Raw genomic sequence first — 24289 nt, 5'->3', positions numbered from 1 at the left:
AATTAACTGTGAGACATTTTTTCATGGGAATACTTTTCCTGTGAAAAAGGAAACTATATAAGAAAGTGGAAAAGATTATGGAAAACCTTAAAATTCCCAAGAACTACAAATCTGCTCTTGATCTCCACGATACACAGGTAGGTATCAAGACTGTCAAAGATTTCTTTCAGGGCATGCTCTCAAACAGACTCAATCTTCAGAGAGTAACGGCACCTCTTTTTGTAACACCCGAATCAGGACTTAATGATAACCTCAATGGTGTTGAGCGTCCTGTTTCTTTTGATATCCTCAACGAAAATGAGCGTCCTGCCGAGATCGTGCACTCTCTTGCCAAGTGGAAGAGATATGCGCTCAAGAAGTACGGCTTCAATGTCGGTGAAGGTCTTTATACCGATATGAACGCTGTTCGCCGCGACGAAGTTCCGGATAATATCCATTCTATCTTCGTTGACCAGTGGGACTGGGAAAAGGTTATAAATAAAGAAGACCGTAATATGGATTTCCTTAAGGAAACCGTAAAAGACGTATATAAAGTACTCAGAAAGACTGAGAAATTCATGTCTATCCAGTACGATTACATTGAAGAAATCCTTCCTGAGGATATTTTCTTTATCACAACTCAGGAACTTGAGGACATGTTCCCCGAGTACTCTCCCAAGGAGCGTGAGTACTACATTGCAAAAGCTAAGGGCGCTGTATGCATCATGCAGATCGGTGACCTCCTTGCATCAGGTGAGAAACACGACGGCAGAGCTCCCGACTACGACGACTGGGCACTCAATGCCGATATTATCGTGTACTTCCCTGTTCTTGACATTGCTCTTGAATTATCAAGTATGGGTATCCGTGTAGACGAGAACTCACTTAAGACTCAGCTTGAGAAAGCAGGTTGCACAGAAAGAGCCGAGCTTCCTTTCCAGAAAGCAATCCTTAATAAGGAGCTTCCTTACACTATCGGCGGAGGAATCGGTCAGTCAAGAATCTGCATGTTCTTCTTAAGAAAGGCCCATATCGGAGAGGTTCAGTGTTCAATCTGGCCCGATGAGATGGCTGAAGAAGCAAAAAATAACGGAATACAGCTTCTATAATAACAATAAAACATTGAAGGTTGCGAATCTATTTTCGCAGCCTTTTTCATGTTATTAAGACAGGGAGAAATATTGACTTGTTTTCATCAACTAAAGATAAAATATCAAAACCAAAAAAATTATCGCCGGCACATACAATTCCGGTGAGTTTTCTTATAACAATCCTTGTAGGAGCGCTGCTTCTTATGCTACCGTTTTCATCGGCAAGCGGAAAACCCACGGATTTTCTGACCGCGCTGTTTACCGCAACAACGTCGGTCTGCGTTACGGGACTTGTGGTTGTTGACACTTACGCGCACTGGAGTTTTTTTGGCCAGCTGATCATCTTGATACTTGTTCAGATTGGCGGCCTTGGAATGATAGCTATCGCCGCTACTTTGATGCTTATAACGCACAAAAAGTTTTCGCTCGGTGACAGAATGCTTCTTCAGGACTCTTTTAATCTAAGTTCGGGAACAAAATTGCTCAGATTCCTTACCAGGGTGATAAAAGGAACTTTCATAACGGAAGGCCTCGGCGTGATTTTCTATTCATTTGTATTCATCCCGCAATTTGGCTTTATTAAAGGCCTGTGGATCTCGATCTTCAACTCTGTATCGGCATTTTGTAACGCAGGAATGGACGTTATCGGACAGGGCAGCCTTGCCAATTACAGAGAAAATCCGATTGTTATGGCAACTACCATGATTCTTATAATCATGGGAGGTCTTGGCTTTGTCGTTTGGTTTGACGTTCTTCATTCGATAAAAGAGGGTGTGAAAAAGAGATTCTCTCCCATCATTATGGTAAAAAGATTCTCCGAACATTGTAAGCTCGTTCTCAGCTTTACGCTTATACTTATAACGAGCGGCACGCTTATTTTTCTTTTGACCGAGTATAACAATCCCGGAACCATAGGAAACATGGGCTTTGGGCAGAAACTGGTAAACAGCCTGTTCCAGTCGATCACACTTAGAACTGCCGGATTCACCACTATTCCACAGGAAAACCTGACGGTTGCGTCCTGCCTTGTCTCATATTTATTCATGTTCATAGGCGGTTCGCCGATCGGAACTGCGGGCGGTGTCAAGACGGTCACAATTTTCCTGCTCTTTATGAATGTGCGCTCTTATGTAAAAAACGCGAATCAGAACGTCATCTTCAACAAGCGCGTTTCGGTGGATTCGATGAGAAAAGCAGCCGCAGTTGTTTATGTCAGCGTTTTCGCAACTCTCACACTCGCGGTACTTCTTTCGGTATTTAATCCCGTTCCGATGGAAGATGCGCTGTTTGAGGTTGTAAGCGCATGCGGAACCGTCGGTTTATCGAGAAATCTTACGGCAGCACTTAATCCGATTGGACGGATCATAATCATAGTTGCAATGTTCCTTGGAAGAACAGGTCCCATCTCGATGGTGGCGTTCTTTTCCGGAAATGAATCAAATAAAAACAACATCAACTACTCCGAGGGAGTATTCTACGTCGGATAAACGGAGGTATAGAAGTGAAAAAATCAGTAGCAGTCTTAGGACTTGGAAAATATGGACGCAGCGTGGCAAAGAGCCTGTATGCTATCGGTGAAGATGTGCTCGTTGCAGACAAAGACGAAAGACGTATAAGAGACATCTCATCCAAGGTAACTTCCGCAGTATGCGCAGACCTTGAGAACGAGGACGAGGTTATGGCGCTCGGGCTCCAGAACATGGACATAGTGATAACCGCAATGGGCGGAAATATCGCGGCAAGCATCATGGCGGTATCTATCGCAAAAGAAAAGGGCGTTCCGCTTGTAATCGCAAAGTCCTCTTCTTCCCGCATGGCCACTATTCTTCAGAGAGTCGGCGCAGACAAGATAGTCGATCCCGAGAAAGAAGGCGGTGTGCGCTCCGCAAGAATCCTCGCTTCACAGTCAATCCACGATTACTACGAGCTTGACGATAACCTCTGCATGGTCGAGTTGCAACCAAGAAACGCATGGCTCGGAAAGAGTCTTATCGAGCTCGATCTTCGTAAAAAACACAACATGAACGTTGCCGCCATCAAAGAAAAAGGCGGCAACTGGAGATATATCAATCCTTCTCACAAGCTCACCGAGAATAATCTTCTCATGGCTATTCTGGAGAAAAAAGATATCGAGAAGTGGAAGTAAGCAAGCTTTCTATCAAATAAAAAAAGATATCCCGTGCTGAATTATTGACACGGGATATCTTTTTCTTTATGCATTTTTATAATAGTTACGATATTAGCGACTATGGTTGCCGCATCGGAAGCAGCTCCTGTGTACGATCCGAGTATAAGATGGTAAAAGAACCACGGAATGAAAGTCAGCATCACCAGCATCTTAAACTTAAGCGGATCTTTTACATCCATAAACAGGATATATATTATGCATACCGCCGCAGGAATCATTCCAAATATACCCTGAGTATTAAGAATAACCGTCATAACAACTGATGCGGCTATGAAAAATATCTTCCACGGAAGATTCAGTTTTTCCTTATAACAGATATAGTTTCTTACGCACGACAAAACGTTATTTACCGCTCCCGTCACGCCTCCAAGGAGCATCATCGCCACTCCCTGCATAAGAATCTGAACAATCTGTAATATCAATATTTTGGACTTCTTTTTTACCGCTCCTGTTCCAATCTGTATCATTGCAGCAAAAAAGTCTATTATGTTCGCAGCCAGCTGCATATAAAACTCTCTCCTGTTTCATAAATCTAAATACATCTCAATATTAAACTACTAATACGAAATAAATGCAAACATAATAGGAAACGAGCTTAAATACTCTATTTCATGTATTTAAACACCTTCATTGATTCAAGCGGGTGTCCGCTAAAGTCAAAGAATGCCTGATTATCCCATGAGCATCCGCCGTAGTACTCTGCAGCATCTTTATCATAGCCTGAAGCGTAGCTGCTTGCCCAGCCGCTTCCGTACTTCTCCCAGATTGGTGAGTTATCGGCGTTTGCAGGGCCTACGGGAAGCCAAGCTCCTTCCCAGTAGAACACGCCGATACCTCCGACGCTGTTTACGTTCTGATAAAGATCATGCATATATGATGCCTGTCCATCGACAGTTGCGGGATAGCCTTCCACAAGATCACTCTTAGAAACTCTGTTTGCATAGCCGTCGCCGTCCTCTAAAGTATAGCAATATGAAGTCTCCGCGATGAACGCTTTCTTACCGAAGTGCTCGCCGATATACTTGATAACATTTTTCATATTATCCATATCACCGTGCCAGAACGGATAATAGCTAAGTCCCATCATATCAAAGTCAAGCCCGCCGTTTACGAGTTTCTCTATAAGTGACAGAACTCTTTCTTTCGGAGATATATCCGTATAATGAACTACGATTCCTATATCTTTGCCACGCTCGCTTGATATCTCACGAACAGCCTTGCTTCCTGACTTTAACAATTCAATGACATTCTCAATCTTCGTTTCGCCCGACATGCCGTTATTGATCTCATTACCAATCTGCACCATTCCAACATCTACTCCGGAATCAAGGAGCTTCGTCAGGCTGTCCTTTGTATAATCATAAAGAGCCGCTGACTTCTCGCTCAGACTCATACCGTTCCATGCCTTGGGAGCATACTGCTTCTGGGGATCGGCCCAGAAATCCGAGTAGTGAAAGTCAATCAAAACTCTCATTCCGTACTTGGTAGCTCTTTTGCCCAGCTCTATTGCAGCAGGAAGATCATTGTTACCGCCGCCATAGCCGTTCCCGTTCTCATCGTAAGGATCGTTCCACACGCGAATGCGAATGTAATTAATGCCGGAATCAGCAAAAGTTTTAAGCGCATCCTGCTCATTTCCGTCAAAGTCGTAGAATTTTACTCCGCTCTTTTCCTCAACAAGCAGTGAAGATACATCCATTCCAAAGATAAAGTCATCAGTAAGTCCGTCAATTGCAGTTTTCCACGTCTCCATATCTGCCTCCTTACCTTCCGGCTCCGCCGCATCATTGCTTGCAGCTTCACCATACGCCACTTCGCTATCTACCTCCGTTGCGCCTCCAAGCCCCTCGCTACTTACAGAGGAAGTTACGCTCGCGGCTTCTGCATCTATGTCTGTTTTTGACTCCGTGCCCACATCAGCACATCCGGTTACCGCACAAATTGCAAAAAATGTAGCTATAACAAATGATATTGTAATCTTCTGCTTCATATCCACCTCTTTGCTCCTGTATATCGTATTATGGTCCACTAACCCCGTCCCCTAGGTCCACTTCTTTTCCAAGTGCGAAGGAATAAATAAATGTACTTTTAACTTTCTTGCCTGTTGACGCTTCCAGCGCTCTTTTATAAAGATCAAGCTGAATCTTGTAGCGTTTAACGAGCTCGGCCGAATCGCGGGTATGATCTGTCTTGTAGTCGACAAGTACAATCTCATCATCCTCTATGAACCAAGCATCGATGATACCCTGGATAAGAACAATCTCATCAGACGGGAACTTTTTATCAAGTTCACTTGCGGAAACGCCCATCATAAAGGGTTTCTCCCGCATGAGAACACCTGCCTTGAAAGCCGTAGCCATTCGCTGTCCGAGCCCTGTTCCAAGAAACGCTGATATATCCTTAAGTTCAACGCTGTCAGCATAAGCCTTGGTTATCCTGTCATTTTGAACCAGACCGTCGAGCCACACTCCAAGCGCATCCATGCCGCTTCCGACACTGTAATCAAGAAGCTCCATAACTCTGTGGTACGCAGTTCCTCGCTCTGCGCCCGCAAGCCCATCAGATCTGCCTCCGCTTTCATTTACGGCACCTCTTCCATCATCATATTCTGCGCCGTAATCTTCCTCTTTAGTAAAATGCTCTCCCGTCTCTTCCAGAATATGTTTCTTAAGCTCCGTAACCGTAGTTTTGGTATATAGCCCCTTAAGATGCTCAAATCCGTACCTCGCATCCATCTTATCTTCAAGCTTCTTCGCAAGCTCCTTATCGTAATAAGCTCCGATACCGTCCATACGGATAAGCCCCTTAACGCTCTCTTTCTCATTACGGGCATTTATTTCATCTACACTCACAGACGAAATCGCAAATTTCGGCACGCTTTCTTCGCTGTCCATAAACTTATCGGTGATAAGCTCTGACAATTCGTACTTTTCCGCTAAGCTTCTGATTGCAGGATGCCTGACAAGCGAAGGAAGAACAAGATCAAGATAACATGACGCCGAAAGTCTTATCGAAAAAGGCATCAGTTCTTTTCCCTGCGAAACTCCGTGTGCAAGCTCAGGCTGACGTTTAAGCTCCTTGGCAAGTACATCCGGAAGTTTTTTGACCGAAGCGGTCATGATCAGTTTTTCTTTTGCTCGCGTAAGTGCAACGTAGAGTACACGCAGTTCTTCGCCCAGACTGTCCGTATTCATCTTATCTGCGATTATCACCCGCTTTAAGGTCTCAGAACGAAGACGCAGCTTAGAATCGATGCATTTAACACCTATTCCGAGATCCATATCCGCAATGAGATTGCCCTTGGTATCTGTCTTGTTGAACTGCTTGGACATTCCCGCAACGAACACTACAGGAAACTCCAGTCCCTTACTCTTGTGAATACTCATGATGCGCACAACATCGGCGTTCTCATCGATAATCCCCGCCTCGCCGTAGTCTACCTGTACGACCTTGATATGCTCAATGTATCTGACAAAGTGGAACAATCCCTTAAAGCTTGTCTTTTCGAAGCTTTCAGCCTTGGACAAAAGAAGCTCTATATTGGCCCTTCTCTGATTGCCCGCGGGCATCGCACTTACAATAAGTTCAAAGCCCGTAACATCAATGATATACTGCAAAAGCTCATGCACGGGAGTGTAAGTGGAAATATCCCTCAGATCTTCGATCAGCGAAACGAATTTCTCAAGCTTATCAGATAACGCCTGATTCTGAATAAGTGCCTTGTTTGTGCCATCTCCGCGTACAAGTTTTAAAATTCCCCCGTACAGAGAAGATGCTCCCAAAGTCTCTTCGTTTTTATTAAGTGTAATTTTAACAAGTGCAAGTTCCTCGTCAGTAAAGCCACCTATCGGTGAATGCATTACCGCAACAAGTGGTATGTCAACCGTAGGATTGTCTATTACCGAAAGGATATTCAGCATAACAGACACTTCCCACGCATCGAAATATCCGCTCTTTGACTCTATATAAGAGGGAATCCCCTGCTCCTCCAGCGCTTTTTTAAACACATCGTCCCATCCGGAGTTTGTCCTGAGCAAAATTACAATATCTTTAAACTTTAGCTCCGGATCCTCACGCATAAGCTCAAGTATCTTATTTCCTATCGCATGGGCCTCATTTTCTTTTTTACCCTCGGGGTCGTCTATAAGTATGAGCTCGGGAGTCATGTCAAAAGAGGGCTCGTCATATCCCGCACCCGTCACAAGCTCCGCGTCCTTGTCATACTCAACGCTTCCAAGATCCTTGCCCATTATCTTCCTGAAGATGTAGTTGGTTCCCTCGAGAACCTCTTCCCTGCTTCGGAAATTCTTGTGAAGGTCGATCCTCCTGTCACTTGCAGACGCATCCTTACTGTAAGTCGCAAGCTTCTCCATGAAAATCTCGGGACGCGCAAGTCTGAACTTATAAATACTCTGCTTTACGTCGCCAACCATGAACCTCTCGGAAGATCCGGCCTTAACCCCTGATATCGCCTGCAAAATAAGCTCCTGCACGGAGTTACTGTCCTGATACTCATCAATTAAAACTTCTTTAAAGAATTCCCTATATTCAAGCGCCACGTGCGTCGGTTCACCCGTCTCATAATCAATAAGAATATTCAGCGCAAAATGCTCCATATCGGAAAAATCGATCAGGCGCTCTTCTCTTTTCTTTTCATCAAAAAGCTGTATGTAACGAAGTGTCAACCTGCAGAGCTCCTTCACCGCCCTGTCGCAAAGCTTCATCTGCTCGGCGACCATATCGGACGTAAGCACCAGGTAGTTCTCGGTGATCTTCTTTATGTCCTTCTTTACGCTGTCACGAAGCTCCTTTGCGCGCTCTTTTTTCTCAGGCGATACGCTCTCGTCCTTCTTTGCAGGCAATCTGTCAAAAGAAATCCCTCTAACCGCGTCATACAGCTCATCATACGACTCGTAAGCCGCAGCACGCCCCATCATCTCCGCTTCTTTCTCAAGCAGCTCTCCGTACATATATGGTCCGTCGGGCAAAAGAGTCAGCTCATGAGCCGCGCTCAACTTATCCTGTGCCTCAAGAAGCATTCTTTTTACCGAAGTAACACATTCTTTTACCCATTCAAGCTCATCAAAATTCTTTCCCTCGATGTCGTAATCAAGCGCCCTCTCCTTGATATAAGCCTCAGGCCACGGCATACTCATGGAAAAGCGATAGAGCCTTTCGATATACTCTTCAACAGCCTTGTCGTTACTTCCCGTGCCGAAATATTCCATGCAATAGATGAAATCTTCGTTGCTTCCTTCTTTTGCCTTAGTATACTCTTCCTCAAGCATGTTCTTCATAACATCTTCCTGAAGAAGCCTGAGCTCACCTTCATCTCCGACACTGTATGACGGATCAAGCCCAACAAAATTAAAGTTATTTTTAATAATATACTGGCAGAAAGAATCTATCGTAGTTATCTGGGCATTATGAATAAGCGTCTCCTGCTTCTGCAAATGTGTATTCTCAGGATCCTCCAAAAGCTTGTCCTGAATGGCAAGAGTAATCTTCTCCTTCATCTGCGAAGCTGCCGCTTTTGTAAAAGTAACGACAAGAAGGTGGTCAATATCCACACCTTCATTTATCATCTGTATGATGCGCTCGACAAGAACAGCCGTCTTTCCGGATCCGGCGGCGGCTGAAACCAGCACATTACATTTTCTGGCGTTTATTACCGCCTTCTGTTCATCAGTAAACTCAACTTTCATTCCTTATAAGCTCCATTGCTTCTTTATCGTCAAGATCAAGTTTTCTCCTGGAATATCCCGGAATCTTATCGTCAAATCCGCATATTCCCTTATACTCGCAGTACTTGCAAGATCCCTTTACATCCATCTCATAAGGATTTACCTTAATATCTCCGTTTAAGATGGACTTACCGAATTCGCGAATCTTCTTATCTACATACTTGGAAATAGCGGAATAATCCTCGTTTGAAACAGCACTTGAAGCCGCTGTCAGGTCTCCGCTCTTGTTAAAGCCGACCGGTATAACGTCAGATGTACCGTTTATGCTGTTATCAAGCATATTGATGATATCTCTGTTTCCGTTGACCAATCCGGTCGTACGAAGTGCCTTTATTATCTCTTTATTGATAACGTCCGGTTGTAAATCTCCCGAACCGCTTATCATCGGGTCGTCCACATGATAATACAAAACAGCGGCGGGAACGGCTTCTTTTCCGTTATAAATTTTCTTGCTTGCGGCGGTCGCAACATTCATATACATAACAAGCTGAAGCTGAAGGCCGTAATATAACGATGCAAGACTCAGTTTTTTTCCGCCCGATTTAAAATCGATAACCTTGACATAAACATGATCCGAATCTTCATACAGATCAACGCGGTCAATCCTTCCGTGCAATTTCATGCTCTCAACTATTCCGCGTTTCTCATATTCCGAAAGAGTTATATCTATCTCTTCGATTTTGCCCGCTTCCCTGAAATCCATCTCGACATACGCAGGCTCAAAATTTCCTTTTGAAATCTGGTATTTGAGCGTATCAACCGTTCTGATAAGTATCCTTTTTATGCGCTCAACCATGAATTCATTACGCGCGTTACTTAAAAGGATAGTCTCCCCGTACGCATCAACACTTTCTGTTAAGGCACGATTTAATATCTCGTCAGACTCTTCTTTAGGCAAGTCTCTCCACGATATATGCCTGTTTATAATCTCGCTTGTATATTTTTCGAGAACTTCATGGAAAACATTTCCGAGATCTGCCGAAGCAAAGTCATACTCTTTTCTCTCCGACAGCCCCATTCCGTATCTTAAGAAATGTGAATAGCAACACGAAGCAAACTTCTCAAGCCTGCTCACACTGTTCTCAAGATTTGCTCCGTAAAGAGCGAGCGCGATATTCTTGGCAAGAGGCCTGTCTTCATAGTGCTTAAACGCAGCCTCTGTCAGCTTGTCCAAAAGAGATTTCTCTTCATATTTCTTTCCGACAATCTCATATAGCGTTGAAAGCTCAGTCTTTTCCTTATCATCCAGTATTCCGAGCGAGTATTCCCTCATCATCTCCGCGAGATTATCGAGACTGTCGTTGACACAGGAAACCTGCTCCTCAAAAGGCGCATCCTCAGGGCGCTCAACCTCAATTCCTTCATACAATGACTCTATCTTCGAGATAAGATATGCAGGTCGCACACTCTTTCCATCGGTTCCAAGTTCAGAGTACGACAAAACAAGCCGGTCCGTAGGCTTTGTGAGGTTCATATACAGATAGAGCCTCTGAATATACATCTGCTGTCTCGGCGTCGGCGCAAGCTCAACTCCCGTATCAAGGTCAAGCAAAAACTGCCTGTCCATATCGGAAAGAATTCCTCCGCCGCCGGTATTTGCCGGAATTAGTCCGTCGTTGACTCCCATAAAGAAAAGAGCTTTGATCTCGCGAAGTCTCGTTCTCTCAATATCTCCGACAATGACTCTGTCCACATCCTGAGGGATTGTTCCGACCTCGATATCCCCGAATCCGACATTCAGAATATCCTTATATTCCTTAAGTTCCAGCTTATCATCCCCGATAAGCGCCGCAATCTGCTTCAGGATATCGGAAACTTTCTTGTAGACCTGGTCGTACTCTTTGGCCTTCTCCCTGTCTCCGAACTTTTCAAACTTCTCTTTATAGCGCTCAAGCTTTGTGCTGCAGTCGTTTTCCTCTATCATTTTGAAAAGAGCTTCCGTAATCTCCGCAGCCGTTCCTCCTTTTGCATCAAAAAGAGGCTTAAGCTCCGCACTGATTGCAGCTCTCATTCCGTCAAGTTTCTCAATAAGCTCAAGTTCCGATGTATCGTCTTCTTTGCTTTTTTTTCTCTTAAACTTAGTCGGCATCCTGCGCATAAAGCGGTCTTCCCACTGCTTTCTTCCCTTTATGCCAAGTGCCCTTACGTAGTTTTCAAGAATGTCGGTGTCCTCCTTGGAGAAATCCGTCATTCCGCTTCGCATATAATGAAATACGTCTTCGTATCTGTATCCCGATATAACAATGTTTATCGCACTTGTGATGTACTCGATAAACGGATTCAACAGCAGTCCGGTGTTTTGGTCTATATAAACGGGGATGTCAAACTTTCTCGCAGCTCTTTTCACCAGATTACCGTACGAGCTCAAACCTCCGCACACCACCGCTATATCTCTGTATGCATATCCCTCATCCCTAACAAGTGAGCGGATCTTCATCATGGTTCTGCGAACTTCCTCTTCGGTCGTCTGCGTCTCAAATATCTGTATGGAATCCTGCTTCTTGCTGTACTTGCAGGAATTATATCTGAAAAGATTCTGCTCAAGAAACGCAAGCGGTGGGTTATCCTTAAGCCTCATTACCTTCTCATCTCTTATGAAGATATCCCCGCCCGAAGCCTTTTTGCTCATCTCGTCGTTTCTGATATTTCTCCACGCTTCAAAATCAAGGCTTCCCTGCGAGATTGCGCCCGCTTCCTTGCAAAGCTCATATTCTATCTTCTCAAGGTCACGCACGGTCTTTTTCGTGAGCATGAACAGTTCCTGTTCCTCAAAAGAGCCTGCGTACGGATTTTCATTTGGCCCAATCGTAAGGGATACGCACACTTCCTTTGATACACGAAGGAGCTCTTTTATAACCCTGTACTGAATCGGCGTAAAACCTGTGAATCCGTCGAATACAATGACACTGTCTTTTAAAAGAGGTGACTTTGGAATCGCCTTACATAAAATATCAAGCGTTTCTTCTGTGGTTATGAATTTTCCTTGGATGTAGCGAAGAAATTCTCCGTAAAGGAGTCTAAGATCTTTTATCTTGGAATTGAGTGCAGCCTTGGAAGAGCTCTTTTCCTCAAGGATGGCAAGTGCCTCGTCTCCTATTCCGTACTGCATAAACTCTGAAATTGTGGACTTAACTTCATCGATATATCCGGGCTTATGCATATTTCCGCCTATTACGGGGAGTCGGTCACCCAGAATATCGGCCACTCGGCGTAATACAAGGCTCTTTCCAACATCATCGAGCACAGAAAAAGAGCTTTTAGACGTCTCTTCCAAAACTCTGTGTGAAAGACGCCCAAAGCTCAATACATCAATGTTCATTATCGCATGCGAAGGATGCATTCTTACCACATCCTTCTGCGTTTGCATCGTAAACTGATCCGGAACGATAAGTAAAAAATCATTACCGGTGTTATTAAAACTTCTTTTAATTATTTCTTCTATCAGCCCCGTGCTCTTCCCCGCGCCGGATGCCCCAAAACAAAACCTAAGCATTTATGCTCTGCCACCTCAATCTGCCTTTTTAAAGATTCACGGTCAAGTGCTCTCAATCTGTTTCAGAACACTTTTCAGTTTATCAAGTTCATCCATGTACCTGCATCCCGCAATGAATCTCCATTTACCATTATAGTGGAAAGGAAGAATGATGTACATCAGGATTCTGTCCTCATCCCCGGGAAGCGCAGACCTGTAGTAATCAACGAGGTAATGCTTGCCCGAACTTTCAATCCGGTCGTGAACGGTAGTGATATCAAAGAATTTTTTAAACCGCTCCTTGTCAGCTTCCATGATGTGCGTATCCGAATACATCTGCACCGCCACAACGGCCTTTCTCTCTATATCCGAAAGAGCCTTCTGATTTCCGCAAAGGAAGAGATTTTCAAACGTTCCCTCCTCATTAAACAGATCTATGCGGTTATACAGATTCAAAAGATGCATGAGCACGGCACTGTAATCATCCGCGGAATGTGCCTCCTTCTGCGCGGTGACGTTTCGTGAAACAAGCGCAAATGCTGCTTTTTCCCCGTGTCTTGAAAGGAACCTTACCTTGGTATTTATCACATAGCCATTAGCCACAAGATCGGCCTCACTTCTCTGGTTATAAGATGATTCCGCCATCTTCAGGATATTTGCAAATCCGCTGGCATTATCCCTTTCCTTGGACCTTCCGATCTCATTTGCCCTGTCCAGATTCTCCGCACCTATAGTCTTCAAGAAATCAATATAGGCTTCATTTGCGTATACAAAACTCACTTGATCGCCATGTAGCTCCGCTATGGCAATCGGAAGTTTTATCATGATCTCCATACTCTTTGTTTCAAGCGGCGTGCTGTTCAGGAAATTGACTGTACCGATATCATCGTAATACGAGCTGAAATCAAACTCCTCATTGTTCTCAAAGCTGCAATCAACACTCCTTACAAATTCAGAGACAGGCTTAGGCTTGCCAAAAAGATATCCCTGCATCTTTTCGCATCCTATGTTCAAAAGAAATTCATACTGTTCTTCCGTCTCAACACCCTCTGCGAGCGTATGTATTCCTAGCTCTTTTGCCATATTTACTATGGATGCAAGAATTATCCTCGATTTCTGATTCGTCTCAAACTCGCGCAAAAAGCCCATATCAATCTTGATAACATCGAAGTCATAGTCTTTCAGGTTGTTAAAAGAACTGTATCCTGCGCCGAAATCGTCCATCCAGACTTCATATCCGGCATCCCTGAATTTCTTTATATGTTTGCCCAAAAAATCTGCTCCGGATGCGATAGCACTCTCCGTAACCTCAATGTGGAGAAGCTTTTTGGGAATGTCATATTTTGCCCTGCACTTATCAATCTCACTCATAATGTCACAAAGCTCAAAATCAAGCCTTGAGAGGTTTACGGAAATCGGCTCAACAGCATATCCCGAATCTATGTCATCCCTCAGATCCGAACAGACCTGATCTATCATGTATATATCAAGCCTGTGTATAAGATGAACGCTCTCAAGCACCTCAATAAAAACAGCCGGAGAAATGATACCGTAAGTCGGATCAAGCCACCTTGCAAGCGCCTCATATCCGCAGACTTTTCTCGTGACCGCTCTTATTTCTTTCTGATAATAAACCTGGAAATATCTCTGTTTAAAAGCACTTTCAAAATTATCGATAACGTACTGGCGAAGCTCATTTCTTTTGTCCAGCTCCTCGGTGTAAAGGTTGTTGTCCCTGTCATAGACTCTTATGATGTCGTCACACGCCATCTTGGCTCTGTCGACCATTATAACGGGATCTTCCTCAGTGCCCTTGGCGCGGTAAATACCGGCCTTAATCTTCATCTTAAGACCCTTCTCGTAATTATGTACGGCTTCTCTGAAATCATCCAATTTATCAAGAAGCTCTTCTTTATCAATGGATTTTCCAAGGACGATAAACTGATCTCCGCCTGTTCGCGCAACCAGTTCATCAGGGAAAATGTTTTTGAGTTCATGTGCCATTCCTCTCAGAAAATCGTTGCCTCCCGCGAAGCCGTATTTCTGATTGAACACCTTGAAATTCATAACATTTATGTAGATGATAACTGTATCTTCGGATGCAGAGTATTTGTCATGCCCCCGGAGATGCTCAAGGATACCTGTAAGATTGTGCAGTCCCGTGAGCTCATCTATATGATTTTTTTCTTCGATAGTTATAACATCTTCCATTTGCTTCATAACGTCTCTATAGCCTCCGAAAATTGTCGACCTGTACCTTATTAACGCAAATAAAAATATCAATTATCGTATAATCACAAATATTATATCACAAGAATTACACGATAATTGATATTTACAGTAATTTAAGATGTTTGGAGTTAACCCTTACATGAGCTTCTCGTCGTAGATGGCTCTCTGGCCGCCGACGTACTTGGGACGGTGGCGGGCACATATTATTGGAGCGGCCCCGATCTTTCTGAGTGAGATTCTCATTGGAACAACAACTGAATGCAAATGCATTCCGATCATGGTGCCGCCGATATCTATTCCTGCGTCTGCCTTTCCGTTTATCGATTCTACAAGGACAGGATTTTTGAATCTCTGATAACATACGGTTGCAAAAGCTCCGCCGGCATGATTGGGTTGAGGAATTGCATTGACCTGTTCAAATCCATATTTCTCCATGGTCTCTCTTTCGACCACAAGTGCCCTGTTTAAGTGCTCGCAGCACTGTGCAGCCATCAAAATACCGTTCTCTTCAAGGACGGGAACTATTCCGTCAAACACCGCATTCGCAGAATCCAGATTTGTAGCCGTTCCAATCTGGTCTCCGAGTATTTCACTTGATGAACAGCCAACTACGAATATTGCTCCAGGCGCAAGATTCGCCTTTTCAAGTATTTCCGTAACTGCCTGTCTGCTCTGATCTGTTATCTCTTTAAAATCCATTTTTTCATCCTCTTTAATTCAAATTGCATAATGCATATTCATTTTATTTTCTTATTCCACAATTCACAAGCATGATTTCAAAGTCTGCAATGCACCGGGCAAAAGACCTATATCAAGATTGGAATAATCAATTATAAAGCGCCCCTGAAGCTGCTTATCCGGAGTTTCCATGCAATAGTCCGAAACCGCCGAGATCTTGATCCTGCTCTTTTTCAGCATATCTTCAAGCTCTCTGTCCGTATGCTTCGTAAAAAGCTGCAGGATAAAATGAAGTCCCGAATCATTCTCGATAAGCTTGTAATCCACTCCTTCAAGCTCTCTTTTTATTATCTCAAGAACGCTCTCGCGCTTCCTCGTATACTGATGCCGCATCCTGTTTATGTGCTTTTCAAAATATCCTTTTTTAATAAAGTCCGATAAATTGTACTGATCAAATGTCGGAACAGTGCAGGAATAAAAAGAAAGCTCATCATAGAATCTCTCCGCAAGATGCGCGGGAAGCACCATGTATCCAATTCGAATGGTGGATGTCAGCGACTTTGAAAAAGTGTTGATATATATAACCTTCTCAGCCGTATCCATGCTCTGCATCGGCGGAATCGGGTTGCCGCGAAGCCTGAATTCACTGTCGTAGTCATCCTCAACGATGTATCTGCCATCCTTCTCGCACGCCCACGCCATTATCTCGTTTCGCCTTCCTATAGGCATTGTAATTCCCGTCGGAAAGTGATGCGTGGGGCTGATATGCGCAATGTCGGCTTTAGTCCTCACAAGTTCTGAGACAAGAAGCCCCGCGTCATCCATTTTACCATAAGCATGCTCAACGCCCTCAGCCTCGTAAATCTGGCTTATTTTGCGATATCCCGGATCCTCAACACAGTATGTCTTATCTTTTCCAAGAAGCTTGATTATAAGGCCGTAGAGATACTCAGTTCCCGCCCCGACAACAATCTGATCGGGCGATACCTGAAGGCCTCGAAACGACGCAAGATGCCCCGCAATAGCCTCTCTAAGCTCATATATGCCATTACTTTCAGACACCTCAAGGAGCTTGTCGCTTCTGCCCGCAACATTCTCACGCGTAAGCTTCGCCCACACCGAAAAAGGAAACGACTCCGCCGCGGGCCTGCTAAGTGAAAAGTCAAAGTCGTACTTATCCTTATTTTTCTTTGGCTTCGCCCTATACTCAGTTCTTTTCTCCTGAGGAAAAGAAATCGTCAAAGTCTCAGCCACAAAATATCCCTTCTTGGGAAGCGCCTCAATGTACCCCTCTTCCACAAGCTGGTCATAGGCATTATCCACCGTGACCGTACTTATCCCAAGGTTATCCGAAAGGCTCCTCCTCGACGGAAGCTTCTCTCCGGGCAAAAGAACTCCTTTGGTAATATCATCTTTTATAAAGTTGTACAGCTTTTGATAAAGAGGGCCTTCCCCCTTCGAAAAATCGTACGTTAGCATAGTTATAATATAATATGAATCATTTTTACTTTGCAAAATATTTTGTGTTTCTTGCAGTACCTGTTTTTTCTATCAATTTTTCATCAAGTAATGAATTGAGTATTCTGATAAGGCTCGCCTTCTTTATGCCCGTCAACTTCTCAAGTTCTCTTCGTGTCATACCATCTGAACCTACAAGCGCCTGCATCACTATTTCTGACATATCATCGGTTTGAATTCGGATTTTCACGGGTAAAGTTACACATATTGTATGCTCTGTAAATGAAAACTCCGGCTTGCAACGTTCATTTTTATATGCATCGGTTATTCTTCGTATACCGGTTCCAAATTTCTCAATATAGTTAAGCTTATAAAAAACATCCGCCAGTCTTGGATTACGCAAAACAGATACTTGCGAATATAAATATTCATCCTCGGAAATATCTTCAGGAAGCCCTCCGGGTGATGTAATCTGTATTTTATCCTTGTACATTGCTATTTGTACTGAAGCCTGAATATCCCACATACGATGTACAATTGCATTAGCAAGTGCCTCTCGAAATGCTGTTTCAGGCACCATTTCAACAGTGTTTCTTTTTGCTTCCTTTATCTCATCATATTGGTAATATTTCTTATACACTTGAATTGCAGCATTATATTCAGCAATCAAAGATTCATGTTCAAATGTTTCTCTGTCCATAATCTGATTTTCAGATTCGCCAAACCTGATAATATCTATTCCCCTATATTGATTCTCATCTGCCAAAAGCTCAGCTGCAATCGTATATCCACTCCCCTCTACGTAAAGCCCAAGCGTTTTTAAGATATTTCTGTCAAAAACATCAATCTTAAGCATATTCTTCAGTTCTTTTTCCAATATTGAAAAAGACAAATCCTGGTTTTCTGCCGAAAGTTCCTCATAATCACGATTTGTCCCTCTTAGAACCAATCGCTTTAACTCTACAGTGTCAACCGGAACACTTGCCGTATCAGCCCTGCGGTATGCCTTTCCATGATAAAAATATGGTGTTTCCGATCCTCTCAGAATATTTAAAATAACCGTTTTATTATGCTCATTCACAGTAATATCATACTCAGGAACCGGCGAAATACTGTCATTAATTGCATTTTCAATATCTATCGCCGCTTTATGAGGATTTTCCAATCCTTTGATTGATCCGTCATCGCAAATCCCAAAAATAATTTTTCCATCATTATAGTTTGCAAATGCACTTACAACCTTTAAAAATGTCTTTGTAACAGTTTCCTTATATTCTATGTACTTACTCTCCTGACGCATAATTCCCCCTTTGCACTAGATTATCGTTGCATCTCATGAAACAATTATACATTATCGTTGCACACTTTTGCAACGATAACCACATATCGTTGCAAATAACTCGAAACGATAACTACATATCGTTGCAAATAACTTGAAACGATATGTAGTTATCGTTCCAGATGTTGCAACAATAAAAACCCGGACGCATTTCTGAATATCTCCCAATGCGTCCGGGCTTTTATTGTTGCAACTATATTTTATTCGTATCAAGTGCCTGCCATCAATGATGGAAAAGTCTGAGTCCTGTGAATGCCATTACCATGTCATGGCTGTTTGCTGCTTCGATAACGTTGTCATCACGAACAGATCCGCCGGGCTGTGCTACATACTTAACACCGCTCTTGAATGCTCTCTCGATGTTGTCTCCGAAGGGGAAGAAAGCGTCTGAACCAAGAGCTACGTCTGTGTTCTTGTCAAGCCATGCTCTCTTTTCAGCCTCTGTGAATACTGCAGGCTTCTCCTTGAAGATGTTCTGCCACTTGCCATCTGCAAGAACGTCCATGTAATCTGCACCGATGTAAAGGTCGATAGCATTGTCTCTGTCAGGTCTCTTGATGTTATCAAGGAAAGGAAGGTTAAGAACCTGAGGTGCCTGACGAAGGAACCAGTTGTCAGCCTTAGAACCTGCAAGTCTTGTGCAGTGGATTCTTGACTGCTGTCCTGCTCCAATACCGATAGCCTGTCCGCCCTTTACGTAGCAAACTGAATTTGACTGTGTATATTTAAGTGTGATGAGTGCGATGATAAGGTCAATCTTTGCAGACTCAGGAAGTTCCTTGTTGTCTGTAACGATGTTTGTGAGCATATCCTCGCCGATCTCGATGAAGTTGTGTCCCTGCTCGAAAGTTACGCCGAACACCTGCTTCTTCTCGATCGCATCGGGAACATAGTTCTCGTCAATCTTGATAACAGCGTAGTTTCCGCCCTTTTTAGCCTTAAGGATCTCAAGTGCCTCGTCTGTATAGCCGGGAGCAATGATTCCGTCAGAAACTTCTCTTTTTACAAGCATTGCTGTGTCCTTGTCGCACACATCAGAAAGTGAGATGAAATCTCCGAATGATGACATTCTGTCAGCTCCGCGGGCTCTTGCGTAAGCGTTTGCAAGAGGTGAAAGCTCGCCAAGATCCTCTACCCAGTAGATTTTCTTTTCAATATCTGAAAGAGGTGTTCCTACAGCGGCACCTGCGGGTGAAACGTGCTTGAATGATGTTGCTGCCGGAAGTCCTGTAGCTTTCTTAAGCTCAGAAACAAGCTGCCATCCGTTCAAAGCATCAAGAAGATTGATATATCCCGGTCTTCCGTTAAGTACTTCGATTGGAAGATCGCTTCCGTTTTCCATATAAACCCTTGAGGGCTTCTGATTGGGGTTGCATCCGTATTTAAGTTCGATTTCGTTCATATTGATTCTCCTGTTCGCACTTGTCTCAATTATCGGTTACTGCCTGATCACTTATTCTTGTTGATGATCCTTGTCTCGTACTTTCCTGTCTCGATGTCAATGAATCTTGTGAAAAGAGATACCTTATTATCCTCGTTAAGGGCCTCCCATACATTGTTTGTGAAAGTATCGATATCTCCCTCGATATTTACGAGTGTAGGCTCACCCTCGTAACTTGGAAGCGGATTTGCATCCTTCATATATGTGTGGATAAAATAGCCCTCTCCTGCCTTGGGATTCTCAAATGAATATGTAAATCTCTGGCATGATGAAGGATCTCCGTTATTGCTCTTTAAGATAGACATTGAAAAATCGTATTTGCCGTTTTCAACATTCATGATACCTGAAATACGAGGTGTGTAGTTGGGTGCATCGGGCTCAAATTCTCTTGTGCGAAGAGCCTGCTCAAATGTCTTTCCTTCTTTCATAAGATCATATACTGTATCTGTCTGATCACCGTTTGTAACGATGGTTGAATTGCCAAGAACACGTACAGGTGCATAAATGATAAGGCTGGGATCTTCCATCTTGGAAGGATCGAATGCCTGTGTGCGGATTCCCTCTCCGTCTTCAACAAATACTCTGTTTCTGCTGTTCTCACTTCTTCCCATGATGAAGTAAGCGCAAGCTGCCTTCTTGCCGTCAGCAGTAAGGCCGATAACAATGCCTCTTCCCGGGTATGTAGTGCGTGAAATTTCCTGTTTTAAATCTACCATTCCTCTTCCTCCAATATAAAACCGCCTGAGCATCCACAAAAGCGGTTGCCCAGGCGGTCGACATTCATAATATATTTCCATACTCCCATGTGGTTACCCACTTATCCGCCAGTTGTATGAACACATATAGCGTACACTTTTACCACAAAAAAATCAAGGAAAAGAATCACTTAGAATCAGTAGCGCATCAAGTTCCTTACAGCATATCTAAAGAACCTGTCTCTTGTGCCTTTACCTTTGCAAACACTGAGTATTATTCCCACAAAGATATAAGCCATCACAATATAACTCGTTTGTGATGAAAAGAACGGCAAGAACGTATCAGTGTATGGTATCGTCCCGGTATTTTCAAATATGTTGATCACTGTATTTTCCAAAAGGACGTTAAGACACCCTGTTCCCATCAGGAAACTAAGATCGTTTTTACACCTAAAGACCGACTTGTAGCCAAATGCGATAACAGCTATAACCAGGAGTGCAATGCCGATCGCCGGTAAAAGTCCATATCGATTTGCCTGATATGCAAGCAGATAATCCAGGTCGGGCTTTGGCAAAAATTTCAAATTCTCTTTTCCCGAACTGCCGACAAGATTCACATCGAAGAACGATTGAACCGTTGAATCGTCCAGAGAAAAGACATTGCTCATTGTTTTATGCCCCCATCTTCCGATCACTCCGGTCTTATCGACAAATAACGATGCAGCAAACACGATAACCGCAAGTGCTGCCAGAGATAAAAGAAAATTTATCTTAAACCATCTTTTCTTGATACAATACAAAAGCTGCATGATCATAGCCGACAAAAGCACAATCTCCGTCATCACACGTGTGCTTTTATGTATGATCAAAATGGGAACGATCATCCAAAGTATTGCCTTTAAAAGCTCCAAAATCCCGCCGTGCCTGTATTTATGCAAAACCGCTCCGTAAACCGGAACATAGAGACACATAACCGCCGCAGTCAAAACTTTCACGGAGCCAAATCCGAGATACATATTTTCAGGTTGAAACCTAAGAAATACCAGAATCAGTATTATGCCTACCGCAATCTCTTTTGCCCGCTTTGCTATCAGATTATGGCCTATCATATACACCGCGATCATGACAATTATTCCAATGCCAACACTTGTATAGAAAGTACTGTTCCCGGTTAGTTTTATTGATTTATCTTTTCCCATAAACCAATGTACAATGATGCTTATAACTCCTATAAGCGCTGCTGTAATAACAACATCCCACTCAATCTTACGATGCATGTAAAAAAACTCCTCCCTGAGCTGCGCATCCATTCGGAGCGCTTTTTATATCATAGAAAATGAATTTCCTATTGATATAAAAAGTTGTACATTATCATAATGCCGCTGTAAAGCGGATACAGGCAGGATTCACAAAATTTTCATATCATGCGTTATTATTTGAATTGTCTTTCGAGCCGGCAGTTCCCAAAAGCAATTCGTCTACTCCGTCTCCATCGATATCCGCTTGTAAATATCCAAAACTATTGCTGCTTCGTCGGTCACGCCGGACTCGTTGTCTGAATTCTTATTTGAACCACATCCTGCGATAATTAATAAAATCATCAATGCCATGCCAATGGCTGTTATGTTTTTCTTCTTCATTTCGACCTCTTATTCATGGCTATAGATCAATAAGGCGCGGAATAGTAGAACCATTTTTCCTTATCATACATCACTCTATTTTGGAAAAAATGTTCATTTGGCTCTTCTATAAAGAATCCATCTTCTGTAATACCGGTTTTTTCAGCTTCCCCCCACCCGGTGCTTGCCATGTAAGATGAATCATAATATGCATAAAGTTTTTCTCCCTGCTTACTCAGAATTATACGAATAGAATCTTCACTATCCTTTTTCAGAACATAAAAAATACATTCATACACATTATCTAAATTAAGATCTGCATATGTAATATCCTGTATTTCCGATGGAGAATGTCCTATTTCTCTCAAAAAGTCACCAAAATGAATATCTCTGTAAATCGAATCAGTTCTGTACCTGGATACTGCATTCAGAATACTGTCTTTTTCAATAATTTCCGAGTAAAAATCAGGATTATTATTCGGAAAGGTATAATTCGAATTGTCTTGGGATGGCACGTATGCTGAGATAACTTCATACTTTTCTATCGGAAATACATTATCAGGCGCAAATGATGTAAGAAAATATGTATCAGGCACTACATCCCTTTCCGGTGTGAATTTTATATCATATTCTCCAGTTTTCGGATCTTCATACTCAGTACTTCCGGAATATAATACTTTTGCTGTTAGCTCATTATTATTTAAAGAAAAAAGGGTAAATTCTTCTCCTCCCATATGCGCCCAAGATTGCAATATTCCGTTGCCGCTTGGATATGCAAAAAAATCACTGTGACCGCTGCCTATCACATCAATACACTTTACTTTGTTATCAGTATATGTATATACCCATACATGAAAATCAGCTTCACAGTTTCCATAGTGTACCATTAATTCAGGCGTCGAATCTTTGTCAATGTCATATATTGAATATGCTCCTCCCGAACAACCATATTCATCAACTCCGCACTTATCAAGAACTTTAAGAAAATTAATATATGCCGATTTGTAATCACTATATGTAACTTTTTCCGCGTCACTAATCAAAATTTTAGCTAAACTTCCTACACCCTCCTCCGACAATATAGACTTTAATTTACTCATAGAAAAATCATCACCTAACGACTCTTGAATAAAATCTACGCAAAACTGTTGCGGATAAAAATCGGTGTAATAATAGTCGGAATCAGTTTCACACAAAAAGACAGTAGTATAAGAATCCGATTTACCAATAACTGCAATATCTTTTTCTTCATCATTACTATAGTCAAAGCAATCTATATCTGTGATTTCACTAAAATGGTGATGCGTATTTATAGTCGCTTTTGTTTCATTATCTTTTATGATATCGATGAAGGTATATTGAGTATCAATTCCTTGATCTATAAAATCATCATTATAAGCGCAGATTTGTACAAGCCCCTGCTCAGGAACAAGCTCAGATTCTATTTCAATTAACTTAGTTTTAGAATCAGAATAAGCTTCGGATGATTTATCCTCAGATTCCGGATTTATAGGAGCTTTTTCGGCTGTTGCTCCACAACCTGTAAGCAATATAAGTATAGTCAGTGGTAATATTATGTTTATTCTCATTGTTTATCCTTAAAAAGATGAAGTTGAAGTTGCATTTCTTGTTTACAATATCTATTTTTAAGCACATCGCTCAACTCATCATACTCTTTCTCAGTCAATTCACGTTCCTGCGATGCGCTATCAGAATAATAGTAGACTTCTCCCCACTCATCATCACGGAAGCTGACTTCACAATAAGCACTTTCAATAGCTTCCAGGTTTCCGGCATTGTACTTGAAATATTCAGCGCCATATGATGAATTAGGATAAACAAAACTATGCTCAATAATGCCCTCTGCATATATTTTATAGCAATCCCTTTCGTTTCTTTCGAATACCGTATATACTACGCCTTTTCTAAGTGTAAACATGCTGATTATATCCACATAATATGAATCATCTTCCGAACCGGTCGTTCCCAAAAGTAATTCGTCTACTCCATCTCCATCAATATCAACTTGTAAATATCCAAATTGATCGTTTTGGTTAGTAAAGGCATTATATACCGGAGATGTAACCCATAAGTACCGCGTAGCTTCATCCAAAAAAGTTTCAGAATCAGATGTATCCATTACATCAAGCAAGTAGTTTATCTTTTCAATAAATTCATCGTACGAATGGAATACTACTCCATCATTTTCTAATGTGTTTGCTGTACTCTCTTCATTGCTTGAAGTTCTCTCTGCTTCGTCCGTGATAGGTTCTGCCTTTTCACCCGAACACGCTGCCAATATAATAAAAAGTAATGCAGCTGTAAGTAATGCTTGTAATTTCATACTCTTTTT

General features: G+C 42.5%; 17 protein-coding genes and 1 riboswitch. Of the genes, 3 read left to right on the top strand and 14 right to left on the bottom strand.

The window, feature by feature from the left end; all coding sequences use genetic code 11:
• Window positions 1-77 precede the first annotated feature (77 nt).
• From asnA to BM398_RS09185, 3 genes are all read left to right on the top strand, one after another.
• Window positions 78-1088: an aspartate--ammonia ligase gene (asnA, locus tag BM398_RS09195; protein ID WP_092337419.1), complete on the top strand. Its 1011-nt coding sequence runs from the start codon at window positions 78-80 to the stop codon at window positions 1086-1088.
• Between the two features lie 143 nt (window positions 1089-1231).
• Window positions 1232-2557 carry a TrkH family potassium uptake protein gene (locus BM398_RS09190; protein ID WP_330390573.1) on the top strand — a complete coding sequence of 442 codons (1326 nt, stop codon included), beginning with the start codon at window positions 1232-1234 and terminating at the stop codon, window positions 2555-2557.
• 14 nt (window positions 2558-2571) lie between these two features.
• Entirely contained in the window at window positions 2572-3216 is a 645-nt protein-coding gene (locus BM398_RS09185) for a potassium channel family protein (protein WP_242949794.1), read from the top strand.
• Window positions 3217-3257: 41 nt separating this feature from the next.
• On the opposite strand, the gene BM398_RS09180 is transcribed toward BM398_RS09185, so the two are convergent.
• The 14 genes from BM398_RS09180 to BM398_RS09120 all read right to left on the bottom strand — a co-directional run bounded on the left by BM398_RS09180 (window position 3258) and on the right by BM398_RS09120 (window position 24280).
• Window positions 3258-3764 (bottom strand): YgjV family protein, encoded by a 507-nt coding sequence (locus BM398_RS09180; protein WP_092337417.1) that lies wholly within the window; start codon window positions 3762-3764, stop codon window positions 3258-3260.
• A 98-nt stretch (window positions 3765-3862) separates the two neighbouring features.
• The gene (locus BM398_RS09175; protein WP_092337416.1) at window positions 3863-5248 is read right to left on the bottom strand and encodes a glycoside hydrolase family 53 protein; all 1386 of its coding nucleotides are present in this window, start codon (window positions 5246-5248) and stop codon (window positions 3863-3865) included.
• 28 nt (window positions 5249-5276) lie between these two features.
• Window positions 5277-8963, bottom strand: coding sequence for a helicase-exonuclease AddAB subunit AddA (gene addA, locus BM398_RS09170; protein WP_092337415.1), 3687 nt, complete (start codon window positions 8961-8963; stop codon window positions 5277-5279).
• The gene (locus BM398_RS09165) at window positions 8953-12495 is read right to left on the bottom strand and encodes a PD-(D/E)XK nuclease family protein (protein ID WP_092337414.1); all 3543 of its coding nucleotides are present in this window, start codon (window positions 12493-12495) and stop codon (window positions 8953-8955) included. The genes addA and BM398_RS09165 overlap by 11 nt, the downstream gene beginning before the upstream one ends.
• Before the next feature lie 42 nt (window positions 12496-12537).
• Window positions 12538-14694 (bottom strand): bifunctional diguanylate cyclase/phosphodiesterase, encoded by a 2157-nt coding sequence (locus BM398_RS09160; RefSeq protein WP_092337413.1) that lies wholly within the window; start codon window positions 14692-14694, stop codon window positions 12538-12540.
• Between the two features lie 147 nt (window positions 14695-14841).
• On the bottom strand, window positions 14842-15405 hold the full coding sequence (locus tag BM398_RS09155; RefSeq protein ID WP_092337412.1) for a TIGR01440 family protein: 564 nt from the start codon (window positions 15403-15405) through the stop codon (window positions 14842-14844).
• Between the two features lie 63 nt (window positions 15406-15468).
• Complete coding sequence (pdxR, locus tag BM398_RS09150) at window positions 15469-16899, bottom strand: MocR-like pyridoxine biosynthesis transcription factor PdxR (protein ID WP_242949793.1); 1431 nt, start codon at window positions 16897-16899, stop codon at window positions 15469-15471.
• Complete coding sequence (locus BM398_RS09145; RefSeq protein ID WP_092337411.1) at window positions 16889-18142, bottom strand: ATP-binding protein; 1254 nt, start codon at window positions 18140-18142, stop codon at window positions 16889-16891. The genes pdxR and BM398_RS09145 overlap by 11 nt, the downstream gene beginning before the upstream one ends.
• A gap of 262 nt (window positions 18143-18404) precedes the next feature.
• The gene (locus BM398_RS09140) at window positions 18405-19583 is read right to left on the bottom strand and encodes a phosphoribosylaminoimidazolecarboxamide formyltransferase (RefSeq protein ID WP_092337410.1); all 1179 of its coding nucleotides are present in this window, start codon (window positions 19581-19583) and stop codon (window positions 18405-18407) included.
• 47 nt (window positions 19584-19630) lie between these two features.
• Entirely contained in the window at window positions 19631-20338 is a 708-nt protein-coding gene (locus BM398_RS09135; protein ID WP_242949792.1) for an IMP cyclohydrolase, read from the bottom strand.
• Between the two features lie 40 nt (window positions 20339-20378).
• Window positions 20379-20464: riboswitch (ZMP/ZTP riboswitch) on the bottom strand.
• A gap of 50 nt (window positions 20465-20514) precedes the next feature.
• Entirely contained in the window at window positions 20515-21594 is a 1080-nt protein-coding gene (locus tag BM398_RS09130) for an FtsW/RodA/SpoVE family cell cycle protein (RefSeq protein ID WP_175531899.1), read from the bottom strand.
• Between the two features lie 201 nt (window positions 21595-21795).
• Window positions 21796-21957, bottom strand: coding sequence for a hypothetical protein (locus BM398_RS17140; RefSeq protein ID WP_175531898.1), 162 nt, complete (start codon window positions 21955-21957; stop codon window positions 21796-21798).
• Window positions 21958-21983: 26 nt separating this feature from the next.
• Window positions 21984-23525, bottom strand: coding sequence for a hypothetical protein (locus BM398_RS09125; protein ID WP_092337407.1), 1542 nt, complete (start codon window positions 23523-23525; stop codon window positions 21984-21986).
• A complete protein-coding gene (locus BM398_RS09120; RefSeq protein ID WP_092337406.1) occupies window positions 23522-24280 on the bottom strand; it encodes a hypothetical protein in 759 nt (252 codons plus the stop codon). Before BM398_RS09120 ends, BM398_RS09125 begins: the two co-directional genes overlap by 4 nt.
• Between the last annotated feature and the right edge of the window lie 9 nt (window positions 24281-24289).

Origin of the sequence: Butyrivibrio sp. M55 (assembly GCF_900116865.1) — a bacterium.
GTDB lineage: Bacteria > Bacillota > Clostridia > Lachnospirales > Lachnospiraceae > Butyrivibrio.
Note: the sequence above shows the minus strand (reverse complement) of the source record. Positions and strands in the feature narration are given on the sequence as shown.